Annotated in this window: 21 protein-coding genes and 4 pseudogenes; 12 read left to right on the top strand and 13 right to left on the bottom strand. The window is 62.2% G+C overall.

Annotation, left to right across the window (positions count from 1 at the left end; genetic code table 11):
• Positions 1-38: 38 nt before the first annotated feature.
• A complete protein-coding gene (locus G7066_RS10595; protein ID WP_425280728.1) occupies positions 39-944 on the top strand; it encodes an IS110 family RNA-guided transposase in 906 nt (301 codons plus the stop codon).
• Positions 945-1021: 77 nt separating this feature from the next.
• On the top strand, positions 1022-1258 hold the full coding sequence (locus G7066_RS17940; RefSeq protein ID WP_425280729.1) for a hypothetical protein: 237 nt from the start codon (positions 1022-1024) through the stop codon (positions 1256-1258).
• A 133-nt stretch (positions 1259-1391) separates the two neighbouring features.
• Here the strand turns inward: G7066_RS17940 and G7066_RS10600 are convergent.
• A pseudogene (locus tag G7066_RS10600) lies at positions 1392-3271 on the bottom strand (FAD-dependent monooxygenase).
• A gap of 47 nt (positions 3272-3318) precedes the next feature.
• Positions 3319-4053, bottom strand: a complete 735-nt coding sequence (locus G7066_RS10605) for an SDR family NAD(P)-dependent oxidoreductase (RefSeq protein ID WP_244302918.1) — start codon at positions 4051-4053, stop codon at positions 3319-3321.
• Positions 4054-4591: 538 nt separating this feature from the next.
• Between G7066_RS10605 and G7066_RS10610 the strand changes: the two are divergent.
• The 3 genes and pseudogenes from G7066_RS10610 to G7066_RS10615 all read left to right on the top strand — a co-directional run.
• Positions 4592-5557: pseudogene (locus G7066_RS10610) on the top strand (amidohydrolase); the annotation flags it as partial.
• A gap of 116 nt (positions 5558-5673) precedes the next feature.
• Entirely contained in the window at positions 5674-6045 is a 372-nt protein-coding gene (locus tag G7066_RS17050) for an amidohydrolase family protein (protein WP_280116156.1), read from the top strand.
• Positions 6046-6087: 42 nt separating this feature from the next.
• Complete coding sequence (locus G7066_RS10615) at positions 6088-6402, top strand: EthD family reductase (RefSeq protein ID WP_166330990.1); 315 nt, start codon at positions 6088-6090, stop codon at positions 6400-6402.
• Positions 6403-6546: 144 nt separating this feature from the next.
• Here the strand turns inward: G7066_RS10615 and G7066_RS10620 are convergent, their stop codons facing one another.
• The 5 genes and pseudogenes from G7066_RS10620 to G7066_RS10640 form a co-directional block, all read right to left on the bottom strand.
• Positions 6547-8856 (bottom strand): arylsulfatase, encoded by a 2310-nt coding sequence (locus tag G7066_RS10620; RefSeq protein WP_166330991.1) that lies wholly within the window; start codon positions 8854-8856, stop codon positions 6547-6549.
• A pseudogene (locus G7066_RS10625) lies at positions 8857-9650 on the bottom strand (ABC transporter ATP-binding protein).
• Positions 9647-10483 (bottom strand): ABC transporter permease, encoded by an 837-nt coding sequence (locus G7066_RS10630; protein WP_166330993.1) that lies wholly within the window; start codon positions 10481-10483, stop codon positions 9647-9649. Before G7066_RS10630 ends, G7066_RS10625 begins: the two are co-directional and overlap by 4 nt.
• The gene (locus G7066_RS10635) at positions 10483-11262 is read right to left on the bottom strand and encodes an ABC transporter permease (protein ID WP_166330995.1); all 780 of its coding nucleotides are present in this window, start codon (positions 11260-11262) and stop codon (positions 10483-10485) included. Before G7066_RS10635 ends, G7066_RS10630 begins: the two co-directional genes overlap by 1 nt.
• A 10-nt stretch (positions 11263-11272) precedes the next feature.
• A complete protein-coding gene (locus G7066_RS10640; protein ID WP_166330997.1) occupies positions 11273-12283 on the bottom strand; it encodes an ABC transporter substrate-binding protein in 1011 nt (336 codons plus the stop codon).
• A gap of 201 nt (positions 12284-12484) precedes the next feature.
• Between G7066_RS10640 and G7066_RS10645 the strand changes: the two genes are divergently transcribed.
• Positions 12485-13093: a TetR/AcrR family transcriptional regulator gene (locus tag G7066_RS10645; RefSeq protein WP_166330999.1), complete on the top strand. Its 609-nt coding sequence runs from the start codon at positions 12485-12487 to the stop codon at positions 13091-13093.
• Here the strand turns inward: G7066_RS10645 and G7066_RS10650 are convergent.
• A pseudogene (locus G7066_RS10650) lies at positions 13090-14674 on the bottom strand (GMC family oxidoreductase). The gene G7066_RS10645 and the pseudogene G7066_RS10650 sit on opposite strands and share 4 nt — an antisense overlap.
• Positions 14675-14855: 181 nt before the next feature.
• Between G7066_RS10650 and G7066_RS10655 the strand changes: the two are divergent.
• Positions 14856-15539: a TetR/AcrR family transcriptional regulator gene (locus G7066_RS10655; RefSeq protein WP_244303396.1), complete on the top strand. Its 684-nt coding sequence runs from the start codon at positions 14856-14858 to the stop codon at positions 15537-15539.
• Here G7066_RS10655 and G7066_RS10660 read toward each other — a convergent pair.
• The gene (locus G7066_RS10660; protein WP_166331001.1) at positions 15536-16519 is read right to left on the bottom strand and encodes a methyltransferase; all 984 of its coding nucleotides are present in this window, start codon (positions 16517-16519) and stop codon (positions 15536-15538) included. The two genes, G7066_RS10655 and G7066_RS10660, sit on opposite strands and share 4 nt — an antisense overlap.
• Before the next feature lie 183 nt (positions 16520-16702).
• On the opposite strand from G7066_RS10660, the gene G7066_RS10665 reads away from it, so the two are divergent.
• Positions 16703-17461: an alpha/beta fold hydrolase gene (locus G7066_RS10665; RefSeq protein ID WP_166331003.1), complete on the top strand. Its 759-nt coding sequence runs from the start codon at positions 16703-16705 to the stop codon at positions 17459-17461.
• Here the strand turns inward: G7066_RS10665 and G7066_RS17055 are convergent.
• Positions 17458-17694, bottom strand: coding sequence for an aldo/keto reductase (locus G7066_RS17055; protein ID WP_280116157.1), 237 nt, complete (start codon positions 17692-17694; stop codon positions 17458-17460). The two genes, G7066_RS10665 and G7066_RS17055, sit on opposite strands and share 4 nt — an antisense overlap.
• A 61-nt stretch (positions 17695-17755) precedes the next feature.
• Positions 17756-18445, bottom strand: coding sequence for an aldo/keto reductase (locus G7066_RS17060; RefSeq protein ID WP_280116158.1), 690 nt, complete (start codon positions 18443-18445; stop codon positions 17756-17758).
• Between the two features lie 86 nt (positions 18446-18531).
• Between G7066_RS17060 and G7066_RS10675 the strand changes: the two genes are divergently transcribed.
• Positions 18532-19323, top strand: coding sequence for an SDR family NAD(P)-dependent oxidoreductase (locus tag G7066_RS10675; RefSeq protein ID WP_244302919.1), 792 nt, complete (start codon positions 18532-18534; stop codon positions 19321-19323).
• Positions 19324-19349: 26 nt separating this feature from the next.
• Here G7066_RS10675 and G7066_RS10680 read toward each other — a convergent pair whose 3' ends face one another.
• Positions 19350-20300: an amidohydrolase family protein gene (locus tag G7066_RS10680; protein WP_244302920.1), complete on the bottom strand. Its 951-nt coding sequence runs from the start codon at positions 20298-20300 to the stop codon at positions 19350-19352.
• Positions 20297-20812, bottom strand: a complete 516-nt coding sequence (locus tag G7066_RS16255) for an amidohydrolase family protein (RefSeq protein ID WP_244302921.1) — start codon at positions 20810-20812, stop codon at positions 20297-20299. Before G7066_RS16255 ends, G7066_RS10680 begins: the two co-directional genes overlap by 4 nt.
• Positions 20813-20939: 127 nt before the next feature.
• Between G7066_RS16255 and G7066_RS16260 the strand changes: the two genes are divergently transcribed.
• From G7066_RS16260 to G7066_RS10690, 3 genes are read left to right on the top strand one after another with little or no spacing between them, the layout of a single operon-like run.
• Positions 20940-21575 carry an alcohol dehydrogenase catalytic domain-containing protein gene (locus tag G7066_RS16260; protein ID WP_244302922.1) on the top strand — a complete coding sequence of 212 codons (636 nt, stop codon included), beginning with the start codon at positions 20940-20942 and terminating at the stop codon, positions 21573-21575.
• A complete protein-coding gene (locus G7066_RS16265; protein WP_244302923.1) occupies positions 21572-22057 on the top strand; it encodes a zinc-binding dehydrogenase in 486 nt (161 codons plus the stop codon). The genes G7066_RS16260 and G7066_RS16265 overlap by 4 nt, the downstream gene beginning before the upstream one ends.
• Positions 22058-22100: 43 nt before the next feature.
• Positions 22101-23066: an aldo/keto reductase gene (locus G7066_RS10690; protein ID WP_166331005.1), complete on the top strand. Its 966-nt coding sequence runs from the start codon at positions 22101-22103 to the stop codon at positions 23064-23066.

Below are 23066 nucleotides of genomic sequence, written 5' to 3' on the forward strand. Positions count from 1 at the left end.
GGTTGCCTCCCAACAGAAACCGGAAAGGCAGAACCATCATGACAAACATTGCTGAACCCTGCGACATCTACGCCGGGGTCGATACCCACGCCGACACACACCACGCGGCCGTGATCGATCAGAACGGGAAACACCTCGCAGACGCGCAGTTCCCCACCACGCCCGCAGGCTATGTAGCTCTCACTGCGTTCATCCTCATGTACGGCATCCTGGTTCGTGTCGGGATCGAGGGAACCAGTTCCTACGGGGCCGGCCTTACCCGTCATCTCACCTCTTTCGGGCATCACGTCATCGAAGTGATCCGCCCGAACCGGCAACTGCGCCGTATGAGCGGAAAGTCCGACCCGATCGACGCCTACGCTGCCGCGAAGACCGCGCTCACTGAAACGAAGCAGCCCACCCCGAAATCCGGTGACGGCACGGTCGAGCAGATCCGGTACCTGTTCGCTGCCCGACGCTCAGCGATCAAAGCGCGCACTGCCGCGCAAGTACAACTGAAATCACTCCTCGTGACCGCACCCTCGCTTCTGCGTGAACGGTTCCGTAACGTGACCGATGCAGCCCTCGTCGCTGACCTCGCAGACTTTGATATCCGCCCCTACCCCGAGCATCAAGGCATCGTGATCGCACTGCGAGCACTGGCACGCAGACACCGCTATATCTCGACTGAAATACACACCCTGGATCAAGAACTCGAAACCCTCACGAAGCACACCAACCCGGCTCTGACCGCAGCGCACGGGGTCGGAACAGTCACTGCCGCGCAGCTCCTCATCACTGCAGGCGATAACTCCGACCGGCTCCGCTCAGAAGCCGCGTTCGCGGCGCTCTGCGGAGTGAGCCCGATCCCCGCGTCCTCGGGCAAAACAACCAGGCACCGGCTCAACCGGGCGGAGACCGGCACGCAAACTCCGCACTTCACCGGATCGCGCTCGTACGGATGAGTCACGAGCCGCGCACGAGAGCATATGTCGAGAAGAAACGCGCGGAAGGGAGAAACAACAAAGAAATCATCAGGTGTTTGAAGCGAGCGATTGCGCGCGAGGTGTTCACACTCCTCACGAAGAATGTTGAGGTGCCTCGCGTGGATGATCTTCGGCCATTCAGGCAAGCGCTGGGGATCACTCTGCAGCAGGTCGCGGAACATTTCAATGTATGGCTGACCAAAATCTCACGCCTTGAGCGTGGCCTCACGCGTGATGATCAACTCGCTCAGGCATATCGGGAATGGCTCGAAACAAGCGCGCCTAAGAGTTGACAACAATAGGAGCATCATTCACGGATCCGGGATCAGACACGCCTCTCTCTCACCACAAAACAGTCGTGCGAAGTGGTCGGTTGAGGCGCGTTCAACCGACCACTTCGCACCACCGGATCAGGCGAGGGAACTCTTATCTCACCACCCGGAGCACTCCCCTAAAGTAGTCACGCAGCTCGGCAGTCCCCCTAAGCGGCAGGATGTCTGCGACATAGTGGTCAGGGCGCACCACCACAACGGCCCCGAGCGGCTCACCTCACGCTCATCAAAAATGTCATTGCCCGGGATCGCCGCAAAGACCTTCTCATAACTCTTCATGCGGTACGGCCCTCGCCGCGGGAAAAACAGCGGCGAAACGGAAAGCAGATCAACATCACGGTATCCCTGCTGGTACACAACCTTCACGTCGAACAGCGCGTCAGCGTCACCCCCAGAAGGCGTATACAACTGCAACGGCGACTCTGGGTCAGACAGCATCCACGACGCCCAGGCATCAAGCTGAGCTCCGGCAGGATCCGCAAAGGCATAAATGCGGTAGCGCCCGTCAGCCCGGTGCTGGTGCCCCAGATGCATCGGCACGGCGTCGCTCACCCGCATCACCTCGGCCGATTTGAAGCGTTTGCCCAGCGGAAACCCGGCTGCGAGCGCCTGCTGCGCAGAAAGTGAGGTAAGGATCGACGACTGGTACTGCGTCATAAACCCGGCAGGAAACTCCGCCGTGGCAATGTAGAAATCTTCAAGCTGCGAGGGTGAGTCAAACTCCTCCGGCCGCTTCGCCATGAGGGTCGACCACTCCTTGTCGAAGTCGATCAGGTTCTTCGCAATCACCTGGCGCTCATCGGAATACGTCTCAAGCAGTTTCCAGTCGCTGCGCCCCGACAGCACGTACCCCAGCTTCCAGGCCAGGTTCCAACCGTCCTGCAGCGACACGTTCATGCCCTGGCCCGCCTTCGCGCTGTGCGTGTGGCAGGCGTCTCCCGCAAGAAAGACCCGCGGGCTGCGGCGCCCACCCGGGTGTGACTCTGCATCGTCGAACCGGTCGGTGAGGCGGTGCGCGACCTCGTACACACTGTTCCACGAGACGTGCCGCACGTCGAGGGTGTAGGGATGCAAAATCGAAGCAGCCCGCACAATCATTTGCTCTACCGTAGTCTTGCGCACACTGCCGCCGTCAGCAGGATCAACCTCACCGAGATCCACGTACATGCGCACCAGGTTGTTGCCCTCGCGCGGGATCAACAAAATGTTGCCGCCGTCCCCCGACTGAATCACACTCTTGCGGCGAATGTCAGGAAAATTGGTGTCGACCAAAGCGTCCAGCACACCCCAGGCGTGAAAGGCCTGATCCCCCTCCAGGTGCCCTCCGATGGAGGCCCGCACGCGGCTGCGCGCGCCGTCGGCACCCACAACGGTTTTGGCGCGGATCGTGCGCATGGCTCCCGAGCAGGAGCCATCAGACCGGCGCAGTTCCACGACAACCGGATACTCCCCCGCTTCTTCAACGTGCAGGTCAGCGAACTCGTAGCCGTAATCAATCTTGCCGCGCGCGGGCGATCGCTCGGCGAACTCCGCGAGGTAGTCGGCCACGCGGGTCTGATTGACGATCAGCTGCGGAAACTCGCTAATCCCAACAAGAGTGTCTGGAGTCGTGGAGCTTCGCACGATGTTTTCGGGGTGTTCGGGATCGGGCGTCCAGAACTCAGTGTCAGTGAGCTGATACGCCTCTTGAATCAGCTGCTGCGCGAAACCAAATGCCTGAAAGGTCTCTACGCTGCGGGCCTGAATACCATCGGCTTGGCCGATCTCAAGGCGGCTCGCTCGCCGCTCAATGATGCGAGTCGTCACATCGGGAAACTGGGCAAGTTGCGCGGCGCTCATGATGCCTGCTGGGCCCGATCCGATAATCAACACGTCGACCTTATCCGGCAGGTCGAGAGGGCGGTTCAGACCAACACCGGCGGCGGGTTCGATACGGGGATCCGTCGTGACGTATCCGTGGTGGTGAAACTCCATGAGGATTCCTTAACTTCGTCGTCAAGTAGGTAGGAGGGAAAGGGAAACTACATTCCCGCGTGTTCAAACGCCACGGTCGGCAGGTCAACGATGTGCGCTCCGCCGTCGGCCACGAGCACGGAGCCGTTCATGTAGGACGACTGCGAGGATCCAAGGAAGCGCACGATTGAGGCGATCTCCGCGGGCTCGCCCGGACGCCCCAGCGGCACATCACGGGTCACCGCTGCGTAACCAGCTGCCCGATCCGCGATCTCTGGCGCGTGGGCTGCAAACTCGTCCATCTCGGCGTCAGCCATTGGTGTGCGCACCCAGCCGGGGCACACCGCGTTCACGCGCACCCCGTGTCGGCCGTAGTCTCGCGCCAGGGACCGGGTGAGTCCGATCAGCGCGTGTTTGCCGACCGTGTACCCCGCGACCGAAGGCCCCGCGAACAGACCGGCGAGCGACGACACAATGACGATCTCGCCCCCGCCGCTTCCCCCGTCAGCATTGCTGCGCCCTTCAACAGCACCGAGCAGTGCGGGCAACGATTCCCGCGCCATCACAAACGCCGTCGATAGGTTCACCTTGATCGCGGCGTCCCAGTCGTCATCACTAGTGTCTCCAACGGCCGCAAAGCCGTGACCCCCGGCATTCGCGACCAGCACATCAATCGTGCCAAAGCGCTCCACGATCTCGGCCACCGCGGCACGGGCCGATTCGCCGTTCGAGGCGTCCGCGACAACCGCAAACGCGCCGATCCTCGACGCAACTTCTTCGAGCGGTTCACGTCTGCGGCCCACCACCACAACGGTTGCCCCTCGCTTGCGTAGCGCTCCGCTACGGCTGCGCCAATTCCGGTTCCCCCACCGGTAATCACCACGACTCTCCCCTGAACATCGTTGTTCTGAGTACCCATGTGCTTCCTTGCTCTTCAGTTTTGATCGGGCGCGGCAAACAACCGCGTCTCCTCATCTTCGCGCGATCTCGCCACCACTGCGAGCAGCCGAGCGCTCTGGGCGAAGCGTCATTCGCACAGAATCAACACGGAGCAACAAGGGCGCAGCACCCACACACAACACCCGGGCTCAGGCCCCTGAAATACTGAGGATCAACCGTTCCGCAGACAACTTCCTACTTTGAACGGAGTCAACGATGACCCAGCCCCCAGCCGACCTCATTTTCACCAACGCCCGCGTCTACACTGCCAACTCGGCGCAGCCCTGGGCAGAAGCCATCGCAGTAACCGGTGGTCGCCTCACCGCTGTCGGCAGCACCGCGGAGGTCGCCACGCTCGCGGACGCCAACACCGAAATCCGCGATCTCAACGGCGCTTTTCTCATGCCCGGGCTTACCGACGTGCACAACCATCACTTTCTCGCGGGCAAGGAGGAGCTCTACGAACTCCACGTGCCCGGCGGAGCTCACCTCGACGAGATTCTCAACGCGGTTCGGGATCACGCGGCGTCGCTTCCAGCAGACACCTGGGTGGTGGGTGGCCCGTGGGCGAGCGACCGCCTGAGTGAGATCAACTCTGTAGAGGCGCTCACGCGACTCAATGAGGCCGCCGGTGGTCGCCCCGTCATGCTCTCCGACGACTCGCACCACAACCGCTGGGTCAACTCTCGCGCCATGGAGATCGCGGGGGTCGAGGCCGGGCAGCACGGGGTTGTGCTCGACGCCGAGGGCCGCGCAACCGGAGTACTGCTCGAGGCCGCTGGATTGCCCGTCGCACGCGCCCAGCAGGCCGCCGGAGCGCTGACGCCCGAGCAGGAGCGGCGATCCGCGCAGCGCGGCATCGAGATCCTCAATTCGTTCGGGGTGACGGCGTTTCAGGATGCCGGCGTCTCAACGCACATTCTTGAGGCGCTTCGCTCGCTCGACGCCGCGGGCGAGATGAACTCGTGGGTGGTGAGCTCGCTGCTCATCAACGATGAGATCTTTGGCTTCGAGGCCATCGGCGACGACCTGGTCTTCGACGGCGAGCGCTTTCGCACCGAGCACCACCGCCCCGACTTCGTAAAAATCTTTCTCGACGGGGTGCCGCCAACCCGCACGGGGGCGTTCATCGAGCCGTACCTGCCCGACGAGGTGCACGGGTCACACTTTCACGGTGACACGCTATTAGACCCGGCAGAACTCACCGATTGGCTGCGCCGCGTGGCCGACGCGGGGCTGTCTGCAAAGATCCACTGCACGGGCGACGCCTCGGTGCACGCAGTGCTCAACGCCGTCGAGACGCTTCGCGGCGAGGGCTACACAGAACCGCGCTACCAGGTGGCCCACGGCCAGTTTGTGCACCCCGACGACATCTCGCGCTTTGGGCCTCTCGGGGTTTCCGCCGACATCTCCCCTTCATCTGGGTACCCGGACCGATCGTTGAGGCGATCCGTCAGGTGCTGCCCCGCGAGCGCGCCGACCAGATGCAGCCGAACCGAGCGCTCATCGACGCTGGCGCGACAGTGGCCGGCGGCTCCGACTGGCCGGTGTCCCCATCACCCAACGCGTGGGAGGGCATTCACGGACTCGTCACCCGCGAGGATCCCAGCGGTGTTTACCCCGGCACCCTCTGGCTGGAGCAGGCCATCACCCTAGAGGAGGCCATCGCGGCCTTCACGATCAACGGTGCCGAGGCAATGGGGCTCGCAGACGAGACCGGTTCGCTTGAGGTCGGCAAATCTGCCGATTTTGTGCTGCTGGATCGCGACCCCTTCGAACACCCTACGAGTGAGCTCGTGCAGACCGAGGTCACCGAGACCTGGTTTGCAGGCCGCCAAGTGTTCTCGCGCGCATAACTCGCCTGCGATCCCCACCCCGTCACCAAAGGAGCAACCGCCGTGCACAAACTCATCGTGTTATACCCAGAACCCACCGACCGCGTCGCGTTCGAGGCCTACTACCGCGAGACCCATCTGCCCCTGTGCGCAAAACTACCCGGCGTGCAGAGCATCAATTTTTCGCTCGGGGTCACCCCGCCCGGCGACGGCCCCTACTTCGGAGTGTTCGAGGCAAGCTTTGCCGACGAGGCCGCGCTCAGCGCAGCTATGTCATCGCCGGAGGGCAGAGCGGTCGAGGCCGACGTGCCAAACTACGCGACCGGCGGCGCGACGGTGTTGACGTACCCCGCGGTGAGCTATCCGGTTGGGGCGTAAGTGCTTCTCACGGCAAGCTCAAGCTGCAGCACTCTTTCAAATCGCGAGTGCTGCCCTTACCGACGAGTGACCAGGTTACTCACGCGTAATTAACCTGGTCACTCGTCGGTAAGGGGTGCACTCATGAGCCGTCAAAACAACCGCTCAATCCGCGATCTCCGCGACAGCGTCGCCAATGCTGCGCAGGATCGTCTTGTCGTGCTGCGAGCGCGCACCCGGAACGATGCAAATTCGATCAATGGAGGCCTCCCGCAGGCGGTACGATCGGTGTCGCTCATACAGTTGCCAGTCGACGGGTCCACCATAGTCGTAGCCGACGCTGATGCCTGTAAAGGGTGCCATGCCGAGCAGCATGGGCACTCGCTCAATGGCAGCGTCGGGCACACCATCCACCTCGACGCTGAGTCGCCAGCGCAACTCGGGCAGTTCCTCGACGTGCAGCGTGATTTCGTGTGCCCCCTCGCCGAGCGAAGCACCGCGAGCCCGTTGCATGTCGCCGTAGGCGTTGTAGCTCAGCAGTAGTCCACCACCGTCGAGCGCGAGCAGATACCCGCCACCCTGGTCTCCGTGGGCCAACAGCACCCCCGCGCCACCTCGTCGCATCTCAAGGTCGATTTCGACGCGGAATGATCGCAGCACCGTCAGCTGTGCAGAACGGAAGCGCTCAAGCGGCGGGCGGAAAGGGACAAGAGTCACGGGTTCGGCAAGAACCGCTTCACTCGAAGGCCGGGTTTTGTGCAGGGTACCGTCGTCGTCGAGCGGAAAGACCGCGTTCTGCCAGGCCTCCGCACGCCAGCGCTCGGCGAGCTCGGCCACCCGGTCGGGGTCTGCAGAGGCAAGATCTCGGGTCTCGGTTGGGTCTGCGGCGAGGTCGTAGAGTTCCCACCGACCCCCACCGCCGCCCTCCGCACGTGTTGGCGGCACGGGCGACACCGCTTTCCAGTCACCGTCGACAAGGGCCCGTCGACCGACGCACTCAAAGTACTGCGTCTCGCGTCCCCCGGCAGAGGGATCCTCGAGCACATCCGCCACGCTGCGGCCGTCGGGATCCTGCGCGGTCACACCACCCCGCTGCGCGAGCGGGGCGACGCCCGCAAGCTCGAGTATGGTCGGGGCGAGGTCTGAGACGAACACAAACTGGTCGCGCAGCCCACGCGCCCGGGCCGGAGCCGAGGGCCACGACACAATGAGTGGCGCGTGCACACCGCCCTCATACGTCGAAGACTTGAACGAGCGAAAGGGTGTGTTCGAAACGCGTGCCCACCCAGTGGGGTACTGGCTGAACAGCTGCGGTCCACCAATCAGTTCGGGGTCACGCGACACATCTCGCACCCAGTCCTCTGGAAGCCTCGTGCTCACTCCAAACTGAGCAAAGTAGCTGCGTGTGCCGCTCGATCCACCCTCGGCGGTACCGCCGTTGTCGCTGGTCAGCACGATGATCGTGTTCTCAAGTTCACCGAGTTGCTCAAGGTGAGCCGTGAGTCGTCCGAGACTCTGATCCACCTCGTCAACAGCGGCCGCGTACACCTCCATGTGTCGGGCGAAGAGTTCCCTCTCGGCCGCGTCGAGAGTGTCCCACTCAGGGATCCGATCACCGTCAGCGAGCGCCTCGCTCGGCAGCGCCGCGTGCTGAGGAAATATGCCGAGTTCACACTGCCTGGCAAAACGAGCCTCGCGCAGGGCGTTCCACCCAGCCTCGTAGCGGCCGCGATGCTTCTCGATATCAACATTCTTCGCCTGAATCGGCCCGTGCACCGAGGTGTGCGCGAAGTAGAGGAAAAACGGCTTGCGAGTATCGTTCACTCGCAGCTCGTCGATCATGGCGAGTGATTCCTCAACGAGTTCGTCCGTGAGAAAGTACCCCTCGGGAAACTCCTGAATGTCAACGACGGAGTTGTCTCGCACGAGTCGGTGCGGATGGTGCAGCGAGGTGAAGCCATCCATGCTGCCGAAGTAGCGGTCAAAACCGCGCTGCAGCGGCCACGAAGAGCGATCCGCCGCGTCGTGCAGACGAGACTCCAGAGTCAGGTGCCACTTGCCGACCATGAAGGTGGCGTAACCGCCCGCCCGCAGAGATTCTGCGAGCGTCGGAGCGTCGGCCGGCAGCTCACACGTGAACCCGGGGTAGCCGGGATCCGTGTGGGCGACGAACCCGAAGCCCGCGCGGTGCGGATTCAGCCCGGTGAGCAACGCCGCCCGCGCCGGGGAACACATGGGTGCCGTGCGGTAGTTCGTGAACACCCAGCCATCATCCGCCAGGCGATCCACGTGCGGCGTTGGAATCTCACTGCCAAACGGCCCCAGATCGCTGAACCCGAGGTCGTCCACCAGCATCACAATCACGTTGGGGGAACCGGGGGCAGCCTGCGGGTGCGGCGGCCACCAGGGTTGTGAGTCTGACACAAACTCGGTCGCGCGCCCACCAAACGACTCGTAGCCGCGCCGCGCTTCCACCTACCCCGCCTTCCGAATGAGCTCGAACACCACGGTTCGCAGCTCGGCGAACTCGGGCCGTGAGCGGGTGGCAATCTGGTCTCGCGGCTCCCCAAAATCGATGTCGATAATCTCGGTGACTCGCGCCGGGCGCTCCCCAGCACCACGACGCGGTCTGAGAGGTACACCGCCTCGTCGATGTCGTGCGTCACAACAAGAATCGTCATGCCGAACTCGTCGCGAATCTTGAGGCACAGATCCTCCAGTTCGAACCGAGTTTGCGCATCGACCGACGCAAAGGGCTCATCCATGATCAGCACCTCCGGTCGGTAGGCGATCGCTCGAGCGATGGCAACGCGCTGCTGCATGCCGCCTGAGAGCTGCCACGGATACTTCGATTCTGCCCCCGAGAGTCCCACTGCGGCAAGGGCCGCGGTGATCCTTTCTTCGCGCTCCGCGGTCGGCAGTCGCAGGTGCTTCAACGGCAAGCGCACGTTTTTCTCGACGGTCAGCCACGGCATGAGAGAACGCGTGTACTCCTGGAAGACCAGCGCCATCTCTTGGGGCGGGCCATCGATCTGTTTACCGTCGATGCGAGCCGATCCCGAGGTGATTGACTGCAGGCCGGTGAGACACTTCAGCAGTGTGGTCTTGCCAATGCCAGATGGCCCAACGATGCAGGCGATCTCTGCCGTGCGTACGTCGAAGGTGAGGTCGGCTATCACCTCGACCGGCCCCTTTTTAGTGTCGTAGGTCTTTGCGAGCCCCGCGACACTCAGCCGCACCGGGGCATCAGCGAACGATGATGCGTTCATAGGTTCTTCTCCTGCTGTCGAATAGCGATGTACCAGCGCAGCACGCGGCGCCGGAAGAGTGAGAGCAGCGCGGTGGCGGCGTAGCCGATCACACCGAGCACCAGAATGCCCACCCACATGTCCGTAATCATGAAGGACTGCTGCGCGAGCAGCGTGCGCGCGCCGAGCCCGTCGGAGGAGCCGAGCATTTCGCTCGCCACCATCACAACAAACGCGGTAATGAGACTGACCTGCATGCCCGACAGAATCCGTGGACTCGCCTCGGGCAGGGCGACCGCAAAGACGCGGTCCCACCAGCCAAGCCGGTAGATCTTGCCGACCGCCTTCCGGTCGGGGTCAACGGCGTGGATGCCGTCGATGGTCGAGATGAGCACGGGAAAGACCGCCGAGAGGGTGATCGAGAGAATGCGGGTCTCGTTGCCGAAGCCGATGAGCGCCACAAAGATGGGCACGAGCGCGACGGGAGGGATGGCCCTGAAGAAGTGGATGGTCGGTTCGAGCAACCACGAGAGCCAACGGACCGTGCCGAGCAGCAGACCGAGTAACACGCCGATGACGCAGGCGAGAGCAAACGAGAGGGCCAGGTTGCCAGCTGAGGAACCGACGTCGCCCCAGAACGCCGGGGTACCGAGCAGTGTGACCAGTTGGTTCAGAATGGCCTGCAGCGGCGGAAAGAAGGTGTTGGTCGAGCCAGCCGACACGATCCACCACAGCGCAAGAAGCAGAATCGGCACCAGCACCTCTGCGCCAATCAGCAGCCACTTCGGCAGTCCACTGCGATTCTGGCGACGCGCCTCTCGTGTGCGAATGAGAACGGTTGAAGTAAACGACATCACACAGCCTGCTTTCGGTATTGCGGGTGCCAGTGCAGCAGGCGGCGCTCGCCCCACTGGCTGAACCCCTGCACGATCAGCCCGAGCATGCCGAGGATGAGCACGTAGGCGAAGAGCTGATCCTGGTTGCCGGTAATCTGGGCGAGCAGCAGGCTCTGCCCGAGCCCCGGACCACCGCCCAGCAGCCCCGCGACCACCGCCACAATGAGCGCGGTAGGCGCTGCCACCCGCACCGCTGTGCCAATGTAGGGCAGTGCGCTCGGCAGCACCACACTGCCAAGAATTTCGGATCGGCTCAGCCCGTACGAGCGCGCGGTCGCCTTGGCTACGGGGTCGGTGTCGAACACCCCGGCAGAGGTCTGCACCACGATCGACACAAAGCAGCCGATAAAGACCAGAAAGACGCCCATGCCACTCGTTGGCCCGAGCACCAGCACCACCACCGGCAGAATGACGATGGGCGGGATCGGTTTCAAGAATTCGAGTGGCACGCGGGTGGCGTGCATCGCGAGCGGCGAAACACCGATGCCGGCGCCAAGCGCGACCCCAGTGAGGGTTGCGATCACAAGCCCGAGAAGCGCCATGTACAGTGTTTCTCCGGTCGCCGCCCACAATGCAGGCGTGGCCAGGATCTGCGCAAGGGCACTGAATGCCTCGCTGGCGGAGGGCAGCGGCGACGCGCTCAACGGACCCACCGTGGCGACGAACTGCCACAAGCAGATCGCCGCCACGACACCGAGAGCGCCAATGCCGTATTGAAGCAGTCGAGATTCTCGCATGATCAGTGCATCAGTCCTTCACGATAACGCCGTCGAGATCGACCGGCTTCGACAGGAATCCGAGCTTCTCCATCTTCTCGTTCGGGCGGTTCAGGTCTTCAAGCGCAACCACCGTTGGCCACACCGGCAGCTTGACCTGATCAACTGTGAGCTTGGACTCGGTGTAGTCAAGCCCCGCCTGGATCGCTTCTTCGGCGTGCTCAGTGGCATACTCGTTCGACTTCACTATTGCGCGCTGGAAGGCCGCGATCGCGTCGGGCTTGGCCTCGATTGTGCTCGTGCCCGCAACCCACAGGCCGGTGGCTCCCTCTTCAAAGAATCCGACTGACGGGGCCGCGAGCTGCACTGCACCGGCGTCCTCCGCTTCAGAGGTAAACGGGTTGACCAATCCCGCAGCGTCGACGGTGCCACTCTTCAGCGCGGCAACCGCCGAGGTGAAATCGAGCACCACCCATTTCACGCCGGTCGCGGGGTCGATGCCAGCACGCTCCAACTCATCAGCGATCACAACTTCAAGCTGGGCCTTACGTGCCGGGATCGCGATCGTTTTGCCTTCGAGACCCTTGACGTCGGTAATGCCACTCGCGGCGCTCGCAAACAGCCCCGTGTCATCGAGCGCGGTCGGATCCGCCGCGGTTGCCGACCCCGGAGCGAACCCATCCGCAGCACCAACAACTTTGAGTGGCACACCCTGACTGAGCGCGTTCAGCAGCGGAATGCTCGGTGAGTAGGCAATGTCGACCTGCCCACTCTGCGCCGCAGCGAGCCCGGCTGGCGGGTTCGCGACGATCGAGGTCTCGATCTTGAGGCCCTCGTCTTCGAAGAATCCCTGTTTGATGCCGGTGATGAGGCTGCCGTCGGAGGTGAGTCCGATTGTTGCGACCTTCAGGGTGGTGAGTTCGTTGCCGGATCCTGATTTGCCGCTGTCTGAGGCGGTGTCACCTGAGCTGCAGGCGGACAGAGCCAGAGCCACAGCAGGAATCAGCGCGAGCGCTGCGATAAGGCGGTTGGTTTTTTTCATGAACGACTCCTTCGTCGGGGCGGGGTGGCGTAGATTCCCAGCCACTCGTTTAATCACCAAGTGGTGACTAAAGAGTAATCGCTCAACCACGATCAAAGATCACAGAGAAGTAACGATTAGTCACCAAGTGGTGACCAAAAACCAAATGTGCTTCTCCCCAGCCCCAAACTGCCTACACTCAAGTAAGAAGTTAGGAGACGCATGCCGAAGATCGTTGACCACGATGAGCGTCGCGCACACATCACCGAGGCCGTCACAAACATCATCATTCGCGACGGCTTTGACCGCGTCACCATGCGCGAGATCGCCGCCGAGGCTGGTTACGCCCACGGCGCCATCGCCCGCTACTTCCCCGACAAACAAAGCCTGCTCACCGCAGCCTTTCTGCACGTGTTTCTGGGAGCGCACGACCGCATCCTCGCGCGCACAGCGGGTTCGCGCGGCCTCACTGCGCTCGGCCTTATGTCACGAGAACTCCTCCCCTTTGAGGAGATGGGCTCAGAGATCTCGCGGGTTGTGCTCTCCTTCTGGGATCGCGCCGCGCAAAACTCCGAACTCTGGCAGCTGCATCACGAGTACATCGTGCAGCGCCGCGAGCTCATCCGCCAGTTTCTCACCGAGGCACACGAGGACGGCGAGCTCGCCGACAGCATCGACCTCGAAACCGCGGTCAACCAGGTGGCCGCACAAAATGCGGGCTGGCAAATGATGGCGGTCCTCGTCCCTGAGTCCGCCACCACCGAGAACTTGCAGGCCAGCATCGATGCAATGCTGGCCGGCCTGCGAGCTCCCGCTACAGCTTCTCGCTAGCGCTCGCCCGCCAAGACGAACTTCGCGCCGAGCTCACCGATGAGGATCGCGGGGGCGTTTGTGTTGCCGGTCGTGACCCGCGGCATGATCGAGGCATCGATAACCCGCAGCCCATCAACCCCGTGCACGGCGAGGCGCGGCGAGACAACCGCCAGGTCATCAACCCCCATCTTGCAGGTACCAACCTGGTGGTGGTAGGTGGCAAGGGTTTCCCGCACATAGTTAACGAGGTCTTCCCCGTCACCAATTTCAGGGCCGGGATAAATCTCTTTGGCACCCCACTCACCGGCGAGTGCCTCCTGACGGCCAATCCGTCGACACTGTTCGACCGAGGCGACAAGCGATGCCACGTCGTCATCGTGCCCGAGCGCATTAAGATCGATGAGCGTGGGATCTTCGGGGTTCGGACCCGACAGCTTGAGCTCACCACGGGCCTGCGGGGTCACCAGACCACCCAGCAGTGAAAAGCCATCACTTGAGCGGGGCTCAAGGTATTCACCGTACATCGGCACCGAAAAGTGGATCGGCTGCGTATCGGGGCGATCAAGCCCCTCACGGCTTTCCCAAAAGTGGTGGGTCTGCGTTACAGAGACCCACGGCTGCGGCGCACCAACCGGCTTCTCCGTCTCGAAGATGACCGGGGAAAGGAAGTGGTCGTGCAGGTTCTTGCCGACACCCGGAAGGTCAACCAAGGGCTCGATCCCAACCTCACGGAGTTCTTGCGACGGACCGATGCCCGAGCGCAGCAGCACACGGGGCGAGTCGAGCGCACCCGCCGCAAGAATCACCTCATCGGCGAACAGCTCACGGGTTTCACCGTTCTGCGCAAAGCGCACGCCGATCACACGAGGCACCTCATCAGAGCCCTCTGCGCTGCTTGTACCGTCAACACCGTCCGCAAAAATCAGCTCGTGCACCCAGCAGCCAGTCTCAACCGCCACACGATCTCGCACGGGCTTGAGATACGCCATATAGGTATTGAGGCGCTTGCCGTCAATCGCGGTGATCTGCTGCTGCGAGATGCCCTCAAGCATCGCACCGTTGTAATCGGGATTGTGCGGCAGCCCCTCCTGCACACCGGCATCGATGATCGACTGCTGGATCGGCGTAAGTTCGTAGTCATCAGTTACGTCAAGCAACCCCTCGGTGCCGCGGAGCGCGGGGTCCCCGTTGCCATGAAAGTTCTCGATGGCCTTGTAGACCGGCAGTACATCTTCCCAGGCCCATCCGTCGTTGCCAAGCGAGGCCCAGTGGTCGAAATCAACGGGAGAACAGCGCACCCAGATCATGGCGTTCAGAGCGTGGGACCCCCGAGCACCCGGCCCGAGGCAGGTGGAGGCGGTGGCCGTTAGCGCCGGGCTGTGGAACAGTGCGGTAGTCCCAGTCATCGGGGCTGTGCCACAGCTCAGGCATGCGAGCGGGGTCGTGAATTGCGGGGTTCGTGTCCTCGCCGCCCGCTTCGACCACCGTAACATTGACACCGGCATCAGCAAGTCGACGGGCAACAACAGCCCCAGCCGATCCCGCACCAACAACAATGACACTCTTCGGCACCGACACCTGATCAGACTGCTCCGACATCAAGATCTCCTTTCGGGGCACGGCACCCTTGCCGCACACGTGTATCCAGAATTCCACTCGCGCGCGCGAGGGTCGAGTCTGGCTTCAGGGCGTGCGCTCAAAGCCAAGCAGCAAGCCCTTGAAAACAAGACGAGCAGATGATCCAGCCCCGAACTCGAGACGACTCACTTCCGTGAACAATATGTACTCAAGTAACAAGGAGCCGAAGGTGAATGGTTTTTCGTCTACAATTGCAGACATTAAGGACCGTTTTCCCAAGGATGTGACCGTGCCAAAAATCATCGATCACGACCAGCGGCGTCGCGATATCGTCGAAGTCACCTGGAAGCTCATAGTAGAGGGTGGAATCGAAGCCGCAACAATGCGCGAAATTGCCTCTCGCGCCGGCTTCGCAAACGGAGCACTCAAACACTACTTTCCCGGCAAAGACGCCATCATCAGGGGCGCCTACGAGAAGTCACTCAAGAGCCTCGACGAGCGGCATGCGATTCACATTGCAGGCCTGCGAGGCATCGAGGCGCTTGAGCGATCGGTGCGCTACACACTTCCGATCGCACAGGAAGATGCGATCGCGGCCCGGGTGCTGATCTCGTTCTGGGAGCGCTGTGCATTCAGCACCGAACTTGACCAGGACTACGACGAGCACCTCATCGACTGGAAAAGCGGAATGATGCAGTACTTGCGCGAGGGGCGCGAAGACGGCGACATCGTTACTAAGACGCCAGATGAGCAACTAACCAACGAACTCATCACGATGAACATCGGCGCTACAGTGATGCGGGTCGTTAGTGCAAATCTCTTCAACCCCGACCTGCTCCAAGCACAGGTCACCGACTTTATCGCGCGACTGCGACGGGTTGATTAGCCCTCACTGACCGCAGTTGCGACAATCACTCGCGGGCTTCCTGGCAGCGCAACCATACGCTCCACGCGCCACCCTGTCGCCTCGAGCCACTCCTCAACCTGATCGACCGGGTACACAACGGTTCCGTCGATATTGAAGTACTCCCCCGCGTGCAGCGCATCAATGCGACGCTGAGTCGTGTAGCTATCGAGGAAAAAATCGAGCAGCATCAGCGTGGCCCCCGACGCTGCAGCCTCGCGACTCACCTTCAGTATCCGTCTGTTCTGCGCCTCATCAAAACGATGCAAAACGTGAGTGAGCAACACGAGGTCGTGCTCGCCACCGGGTTCTGCGGATTCGGTGTCCGCCGTTTCGACAGTAACACGATGCGCAAGCCCGGCCTCCTCAGCGTCCGCCGCAACCGATCCAACCATGTCGGCGGCATACACAAAACGAGTGCGCAACTCAGGGTTCTGCCCCATTGCAGCAAGAGAGAACCCGGCAGCCAACCCACCGAAGTCGAGGGCGCTCCGGTAACCCGAAAAATCAAACGCTCTGCCAAACTGCTCAGCGTGCAGGGCGTTGTAGGTCATCACGCCCTGCATAAATTCACCCCACCCAGCCTCGTCGAGATCAAGCACCCCCGCTTTGTCAGTATCGACGGTATGGTCATATCCAAGCCACTGCTTGAAGCTAATGTCCCCAAGAAACCCAATGAACGGTGTGAGATCAATTTCTCCCGCACCACCAAGATAGGTCGCGGCATCTTCTGCAAGCGAATATCTTCCATCCACTCGCTCAAGCAATCCGAAAGAGTTCATGGCATCTGCAAGTGTACGAACCTGTCGCTCAGCCCGCTGTGTGGCATTCGCGAGCTGCGCCGCAGTCTGGGGTCCGTCGGCAAGAGCCTTAAACAGGCCAATTCGAGCGGCGGCATCAAGTTGCTTGGCTCCCATGAAACCAATTGCGATGTCAACAATGCGTTCGGGGGTGGCTGCCATGAGGGTGTCCTTGGTGTGTAGGGCTGCCCTGCAGATGCGGGACAGCGGTGTCCGGATTCTTTACTTGCGGGAAACTCTACAGTCGTAGACAATAAATGTCCAGCGCAGTAGAGTCTTGCTCATCAACATCCGCTCTTCGCAAAACCCCGCCGCGCATTACAGCACTCAGCAGAAAGGGCCACCATGTCGCTCAGCTTCCGCCACTTTCCCGCCAACAAACAGGATCGGCCACCGGTCATACTGCTGCACGGTTTTGCATCGAACTCAAACGAGGATTACCTCTCCACCGGATGGGCAGAGTCACTCAATGAGGGCGGCCGATCCGCCATCACTATCGATCTCCCCGCCCACGGCAGCAACCCACCACTGACTTCCGCTAGCGAAGCATCCACAACAGCGACCGTCACCGCGATCCTCGACACAATCGACACCGCGATCTCACTTGAACACAAGAGCACCGGGTTCAGCGCAACCGGGTTTGATGTCATCGGTTATTCCCTGGGAGCGCGACTTGCCTGGGAACTCCCACTGGTTTCCCCACACGTGCGCCGCCTCGTACTGGGAGGCTTAAGCCCCACCGATCCGTTCTCAGCAGTTGATCCGACCGAACTTCGGGGAGCGCTCACCGGCACCACACCCCAGAGCCCACTCGTCGGCATGATGGCCAACCTCATTTCCGCCCCGGAAAAAGACACGGCGTCACTCGCGCTACTCATTCAGGGCCTCGCCACAGAGCCATTCACACCGCAGCTCGAGAGCCCGACAGTCCCCACCCTCTTTGTGACGGGCAGCCGTGACGCACTCACGCAGGGTATTGACGATCTGGCCGCGAGGCTCCCTCACGCCTCAATTACCCGAGTCCCCGGGGATCACCGCGAGGCCCTCGACAGCCCCGAGTTTCGCTCAACGGCAATCGAGTTTCTCTCGGCACAACACCACTAGGATCCCCAAACCCCGTCTGGCCGCACCTCGCGATCCAACCAGAGCTCTGCTGTAACCTCGCGCACACGGTCTACCCCAACCGCCTCCAGCAGCGCGATCGCCCCGAGGTTGTCCTCAAGCTGCCGAACGCTTGATGCCCCGAACAGCACATTGGCGGTTGCAGGATTGGCGAGACAGAACGCAATGCCGAGCTGCGCGGGTGTTGCCCCGAGGGAATCGGCGATCCTTTTCACCCTGGGATAGGCGGCAACGATGCGCTCACGAATTCCACCAACATCGGCACCAATTTTCCGATCAGGGCGGAGCTTGCCAACAAGGATTCCCCCTCAAACGTGTCAGAGGCTTGCAGCGCAAGAGTGCCATCACCGAACCACTCACCGTAATACGACCCTCCGCCATGCTTCGCCGCACAAGGCCGTACTTCAGCTGCGCAAAACTCGGCGGGGTGAGCGACTCTTCATCTGCCGTATCGAGTGCCAGCTGCAGGGCCTGGGCGGGCCAATTGTTCACGCCCCAGCTTGTGAAACTCCCAGCATCAAGCTCCGACTGCACATCTCGCACCACCTGAGCAATATCGACATCTCCAACAAAATCGCCAACAACAACGGTCTCGAACGACTCCGGTCCACTCCTGCCCGCGCCGATGCGGTCGAGCGAAACGCGCATTTGCTCAGCAAACCCGGTCTGCGGATACTCCCACAGCCAGAGCTTGCCGCAGAGCTGATATGCATCGCGCGCAAGACCAATCTCGCGAATCGCCTCACCGAAGAGCAAGTCCGTGCGCGAGGCCTCGGCGTGCGGTCCCATGTTGTAATAGGCCACGTCAAAGAAGCCGGCACCAAGATCAACCGCGCGTTGAATGAGCGCGAGGCGATCCTCGGTCACCATTCGATCCCAGATATTCCAGGACCCGAGAGCTACAACCGGAACAACGGGTCCTCCCGGCCCAAGCTGACGAACGGGAACCTCTACTGCGAGTGCCACAGGTGCCTCCTTGCACGTGACGCGGCGCGAGTGTTTCCTGAGCCGCGGTATCGACTTTTATTTTCTACGTTCGTATAATATCAGCCGTGAGCATCTTCTCACCACCAGACAAGCCCCACTCAACAGACACAGGAGTCACCGTGACCACACCCCGCACCATTCTCGTCACCGGCGGCGCAGGCGGAATCGGCCAGGGCATCGCTCAAGCCTTTCTCGAAGCCGGGGATCGTGTAGTTATCGCCGACTCGAACGCTGAGGCGGCACGCAGAGCAGCCGCCGCACTCGGGACAACAGCACTCCCACTCGACATCACCGACGAGCAAGCCGTCACTGCAGCATTCGAGACATTCGAAGCCTCAGGTGGCATCGACGTGCTCGTCAACAACGCCGGCATCCTGTCAGTGCACGGCACCGTGACGGAACTCGATCCCAACGATTTCCGCACAATTCTCGACGTCAATATCGTTGGAACATTCGTCATGACGCAGGCATTCGCCAGGCACCGCATCACCGCTGGAGGCGGCGGCACAATCGTCAACATCTCCTCGATCGGTGGCCGTCAGCCGACCCCCGGCATGGGTGCCTATGAGTCAAGCAAAGCTGCGGTTGACTCGATCACCCGCTGGGCCGCGATAGAGCTTGCCGACCACGGCATTCGGGTGAACGCGGTTGCCCCTGGCCCCGTGCTCACCCCAATGCTGCAGCAGGGCATGCCCGAGGGATCCACCGAGCGCGCGGCATGGGCAAACAGGATCCCGCTCGGCAGCCTCGCTGAGGTGGGCGACATCGCCCCCGCGGTTGTTTTTCTCGCCGGCCAGGGATCCAAACACATCACGGGGATCAGCCTGCCGGTCGACGGCGGGCAGTTGCTGACGTAAACCCACAAGCCCCTTCCTGAGGCACACTACGCCCGCTCAAACACAACCCTCCCATCAAGCACCGTAAGGTCAACCTCAACCTCCGGCAACCCGGCAGCCCCCACCGCAAAGGGATCCTCGGCGAGCACCACCAGATCAGCCACCTTGCCAAGCTCCACGGTCCCCTTCCAGCAGGCCGCGCGATCCTGCTGGGCGGGGATCGCGGTGTAGGCGCGCAGCAGTTGATGCAGGCGTGCTCGCCTGGAGCCGGGGTCACAGGCCGCCCCAGAAGCCTCGATCCTCGCCTCAGCATCAGCAATCCCTCGCCGCCAATCAAAACCAAGCACGGGAGCGTCAGATGACAGCACGAGCACTCCAGCTGCGAGCGCATCGGCGAACCGCCACGCCTCGTCCGCAACATCGTCACCCAGGGCAGCCGCAAGCCACCCAACGGTTTCGGCCGCAACTCCCGACTGCGCGTTGAGCCAGATGCCAAGCTCCGCCATGCGCTCGATCTGCTGCGATGTAGCGAGGTCCCCGTGAATGATCGTGTGCGCGAGATCGGCCGAACCCAAGGCACCCGACTCGGTGGCGGCCTCCGCAATCGTATCGAGCACCAGTTGGATCGTGCGATCCCCCGTGGCGTGCACTCCGAGCTGCAGCCCGGCCAGGTGCGCCGCCCGGACCATCGCTCGGAGGCCCGCTGCCTTCTGTTCGATCGTAGTCGCCGAGATCAGCAGATCGCCGTGTGTGCCGTCATCGTAGGGGTGATCGGTCCAGGCCTGACGCATGGGCGGAATGAGGTCTCCGAATAGTTTGACCCCTGAGATATTCAGCCACCTGAGATCGGCCTCTGCCCGACGCCGCGCTTCTTTTCGGATACCCGCCAACACCACGTCCAGGTCACTTGGGCCATCAAGAACTCCGTATAGCGCGAGCAGGGTCACCCTCTGCAGCAGCAGCCCTTCGGCGGCAAGTTCACGGTACACGTCGATCACTTCGCTATGAAAGCACCCCGTCTCACCGCGATCCTCCCCGGACCAATGCCGGGTTCGGTGTAACTCGTAATTCCGAGTTCGATGAGCAGCCGCCCAGCCCCGAGGATCGCGGCGCGGCGCCCGGCCCGATCACTCACAAGCGGCCCGGCAATCTGGGAAGCCGCCTCGGGATCAGGTGCACCAAAAAGGGTGTGCGGCCAGCGCGCGCCGAGCCAGCTGCCGTGCAGGTGCGAGTCATTAACCCCTGGCATCAGCGTGCGCCCACCGAGCTCAATTATCCGCGTCGAAGCTCCAATCCAAGTCTCAATATCTTGTGAGCTCCCGACCGCAACAATGCGCCCCGCAGAAACAGCAACCGCCTCGGCACGGCTCCCAACGGCGTCGAGCACAAGCACCGTTCCCCCTCGCAGCACAAGATCCGCATTCTCTGTCGCTTCCACTGGCCTGTCGGGTTCCACCGAATCAATCAGTGGACGTTCATTAACCAGTGGGGGCTCCACGCGCCGCATCATTGCTACTCCTTCGGGCAGTGCGACCGCAGAAGTGGCACTTCCGTTTTCGGTCAACGTATGTAGAATAAAAGCATATCCCGGCACCCCGCAACGACGCCAAGCCGGATCGACCAGGAACGGAACCTCAATGACGATCCCAACTTCCTCCCTCGCGGCCGTACTCACCGAGCACGGTGAGGCACTTGAACTCCGGCAGCTCCCACTCCCCCAAACGGTCGAGCCAGGGGCAGCGCTCGTGCGCATCACCTGCACCACCCTCTGCGGCACTGACATCGAGATTTGGGAGGGCAAGATGACCTTCCCCGGCATGTTGCCAGTGGTGCTCGGCCACGAGATGGTGGGTGAGGTGATCGCCGTCGGAGACGGAGCCACCGATGCGCTCGGCGAGCCAATTCGATTGGGCGACCGCATCGGCTGGTCGGAATCAGTGTGCGGCGAGTGCTTCGGCTGCACGGTGCTTCGCCAACCCGTTGCGTGCAGCAAACGCGGCTATGGCTTTCTGCAACGCTCAGATCGCCACCCGTTCGCCACCGCGGGCCTCTCGGAGTACGCGTACGTTACCCCGGGTGCCCAGAAGTTGCGTCTCCCGGACGAGGTGAAAGACACCTGGGCCTCGGCCGCCGGGTGCGCAGCAAAGACCGTGCTGCGCGCCTTCGACCGCGCCGGCGGAGTTCGCGCAGGATCCACTGTTGTTGTGCAGGGATCCGGTGCCCTCGGCCTGTTCGCAACCGCGGTCGCGAGCATTTCGGGGCGGGCACCGTGATTACGGTTGGCGCGCCCCCTTCGCGCCTCGCACTCGCTGAACGGTTCGGGGCAACCCATACGGTTGATATCGCAGACGGCTCCGAGGCGGTCATCGCCCGAGTCGCCCAGATCACTGCAAACCGCGGTGCCGACCTTGTACTCGACTTCGCGGGCGCCCCCAGTGTCGGACCCGAGGCGATCGCAATGGCGGCGCAGCGAGGAACCATCACGGTCGTCGGTTCGACGGGACCAGCGGGCGCACCAATCCCCCTATCAGCGATCATGAGCAAGGAACTCACCGTCGTCGGGTCTCTCAACGGCGACGTTTCCGACTACTACCGCTCAATCGAGTTCTTTCGTGTCTTCGCGGAGCGTTTTCCCTGGGACGAGTTGTTCTCGGAGCCCTGCGGCCTTGAGCAGGCGAGCGATCGCATTACGAACATGCACCGACTCGGTGAGGTGAAAGCCGTCATCGATCCGCGGCTCACTTCTCGCCCCTAAGCCGCCCAGCGCACCATCCAGCCACACCATCGGAAGGACAACTATGCACACCGCCCCCATTCCCCGTCGTCGCATTGGTCAGAGTGAGCTCGAAGCTTCGGTCTTTGCGCTCGGGTCCTGGCATGTCTACGATCGCATGCACTTTGAAGACGCCGTCGAGCTTGTGCGCACCGCCGTCGAGCGAGGCATCAACCTCTTCGACGTTGGTGTCTACGGGGTACCCGAGGGTCCGCCCGCGTTCACCGACGTGTTGTTCTCTGCCATTGTGCGGGCGGCGGGTATCAAACGGAACGACTACCTACTGTCAGAAAAGCTGTGGTTGGAGGGGTGGGATCACGATGCGGGGTTCAGGCCACAGCTTGAACGGGCCCTGTTTCGTGTTGGGTGCGAGCACGCCGACCTAGTGATTCTCGGCGATCTGCGTCGCGATGATGTCGCTCTGCGCGACATTGTGTTGAGCCTTACTGAGCTGCGAAGCGCTGGCCTGATTCGCGCATGGGGGGTCAACAACTGGTCGGCGTCGAACATCGCGACTCTGCTCGATATCTCCGCTGCCGAGGGTATTGCGGGACCCGAGATCGCGCAGTTGAAGTACAGCGTGTCGCGACGCTCGATTCCCGATGGCGAACCGTTTGCAGCGCTGTGGCAACGGGGGCTCTCGATGCAGGCCTCAGACGTGCTGGAGGGTGGATACCTCGCGGGCAAGGTCAGCACGGAGCGTGAGGTTGGGCGAGACCCGGGCGGGATCCGACAGCGCATCATCGACGACGTACCCGGTTTTGTCGCGCTCGCAGAGCAACTCGGTGGCACACCGGCTCAGCTGGCGATCGCGTTCACCCTCACGCACCCAGCCACGGCCAACACCCTCTTTGGCGCTTCGAGCGTCACGCAGCTGGAGGCGAACCTCGCGAGCCTGGAACTGCTCGACAGGGTGGGGTCCGACACCATCAGATCCCGCGTCGAACCGTTCTGGGCCGACCGTGGCCTCGTCAACCCGGAAGGACCATAA

This window comes from Leucobacter coleopterorum (genome assembly GCF_011382985.1).
Lineage (GTDB): Bacteria > Actinomycetota > Actinomycetes > Actinomycetales > Microbacteriaceae > Leucobacter > Leucobacter coleopterorum.

Bases quoted from the DNA above. Each gene is read 5' to 3' on its own strand.
- G7066_RS17050 (WP_280116156.1), top strand. From the start codon at position 5,674: ATGCAGCCGAACCGAGCGCTCATCGACGCTGGCGCGACAGTGGCCGGC.
- G7066_RS10665 (WP_166331003.1), top strand. From the start codon at position 16,703: ATGTCGCTCAGCTTCCGCCACTTTCCCGCCAACAAACAGGATCGGCCA.
- G7066_RS10655 (WP_244303396.1), top strand. From the start codon at position 14,856: ATGTACTCAAGTAACAAGGAGCCGAAGGTGAATGGTTTTTCGTCTACA.
- G7066_RS10640 (WP_166330997.1), bottom strand. From the start codon at position 12,283: ATGAAAAAAACCAACCGCCTTATCGCAGCGCTCGCGCTGATTCCTGCT.
- G7066_RS16260 (WP_244302922.1), top strand. From the start codon at position 20,940: ATGACGATCCCAACTTCCTCCCTCGCGGCCGTACTCACCGAGCACGGT.
- G7066_RS10595 (WP_425280728.1), top strand. From the start codon at position 39: ATGACAAACATTGCTGAACCCTGCGACATCTACGCCGGGGTCGATACC.
- G7066_RS10645 (WP_166330999.1), top strand. From the start codon at position 12,485: ATGCCGAAGATCGTTGACCACGATGAGCGTCGCGCACACATCACCGAG.
- G7066_RS10630 (WP_166330993.1), bottom strand. From the start codon at position 10,483: ATGTCGTTTACTTCAACCGTTCTCATTCGCACACGAGAGGCGCGTCGC.
- G7066_RS10635 (WP_166330995.1), bottom strand. From the start codon at position 11,262: ATGCGAGAATCTCGACTGCTTCAATACGGCATTGGCGCTCTCGGTGTC.
- G7066_RS16255 (WP_244302921.1), bottom strand. From the start codon at position 20,812: ATGATGCGGCGCGTGGAGCCCCCACTGGTTAATGAACGTCCACTGATT.
- G7066_RS10690 (WP_166331005.1), top strand. From the start codon at position 22,101: ATGCACACCGCCCCCATTCCCCGTCGTCGCATTGGTCAGAGTGAGCTC.
- G7066_RS10660 (WP_166331001.1), bottom strand. From the start codon at position 16,519: ATGGCAGCCACCCCCGAACGCATTGTTGACATCGCAATTGGTTTCATG.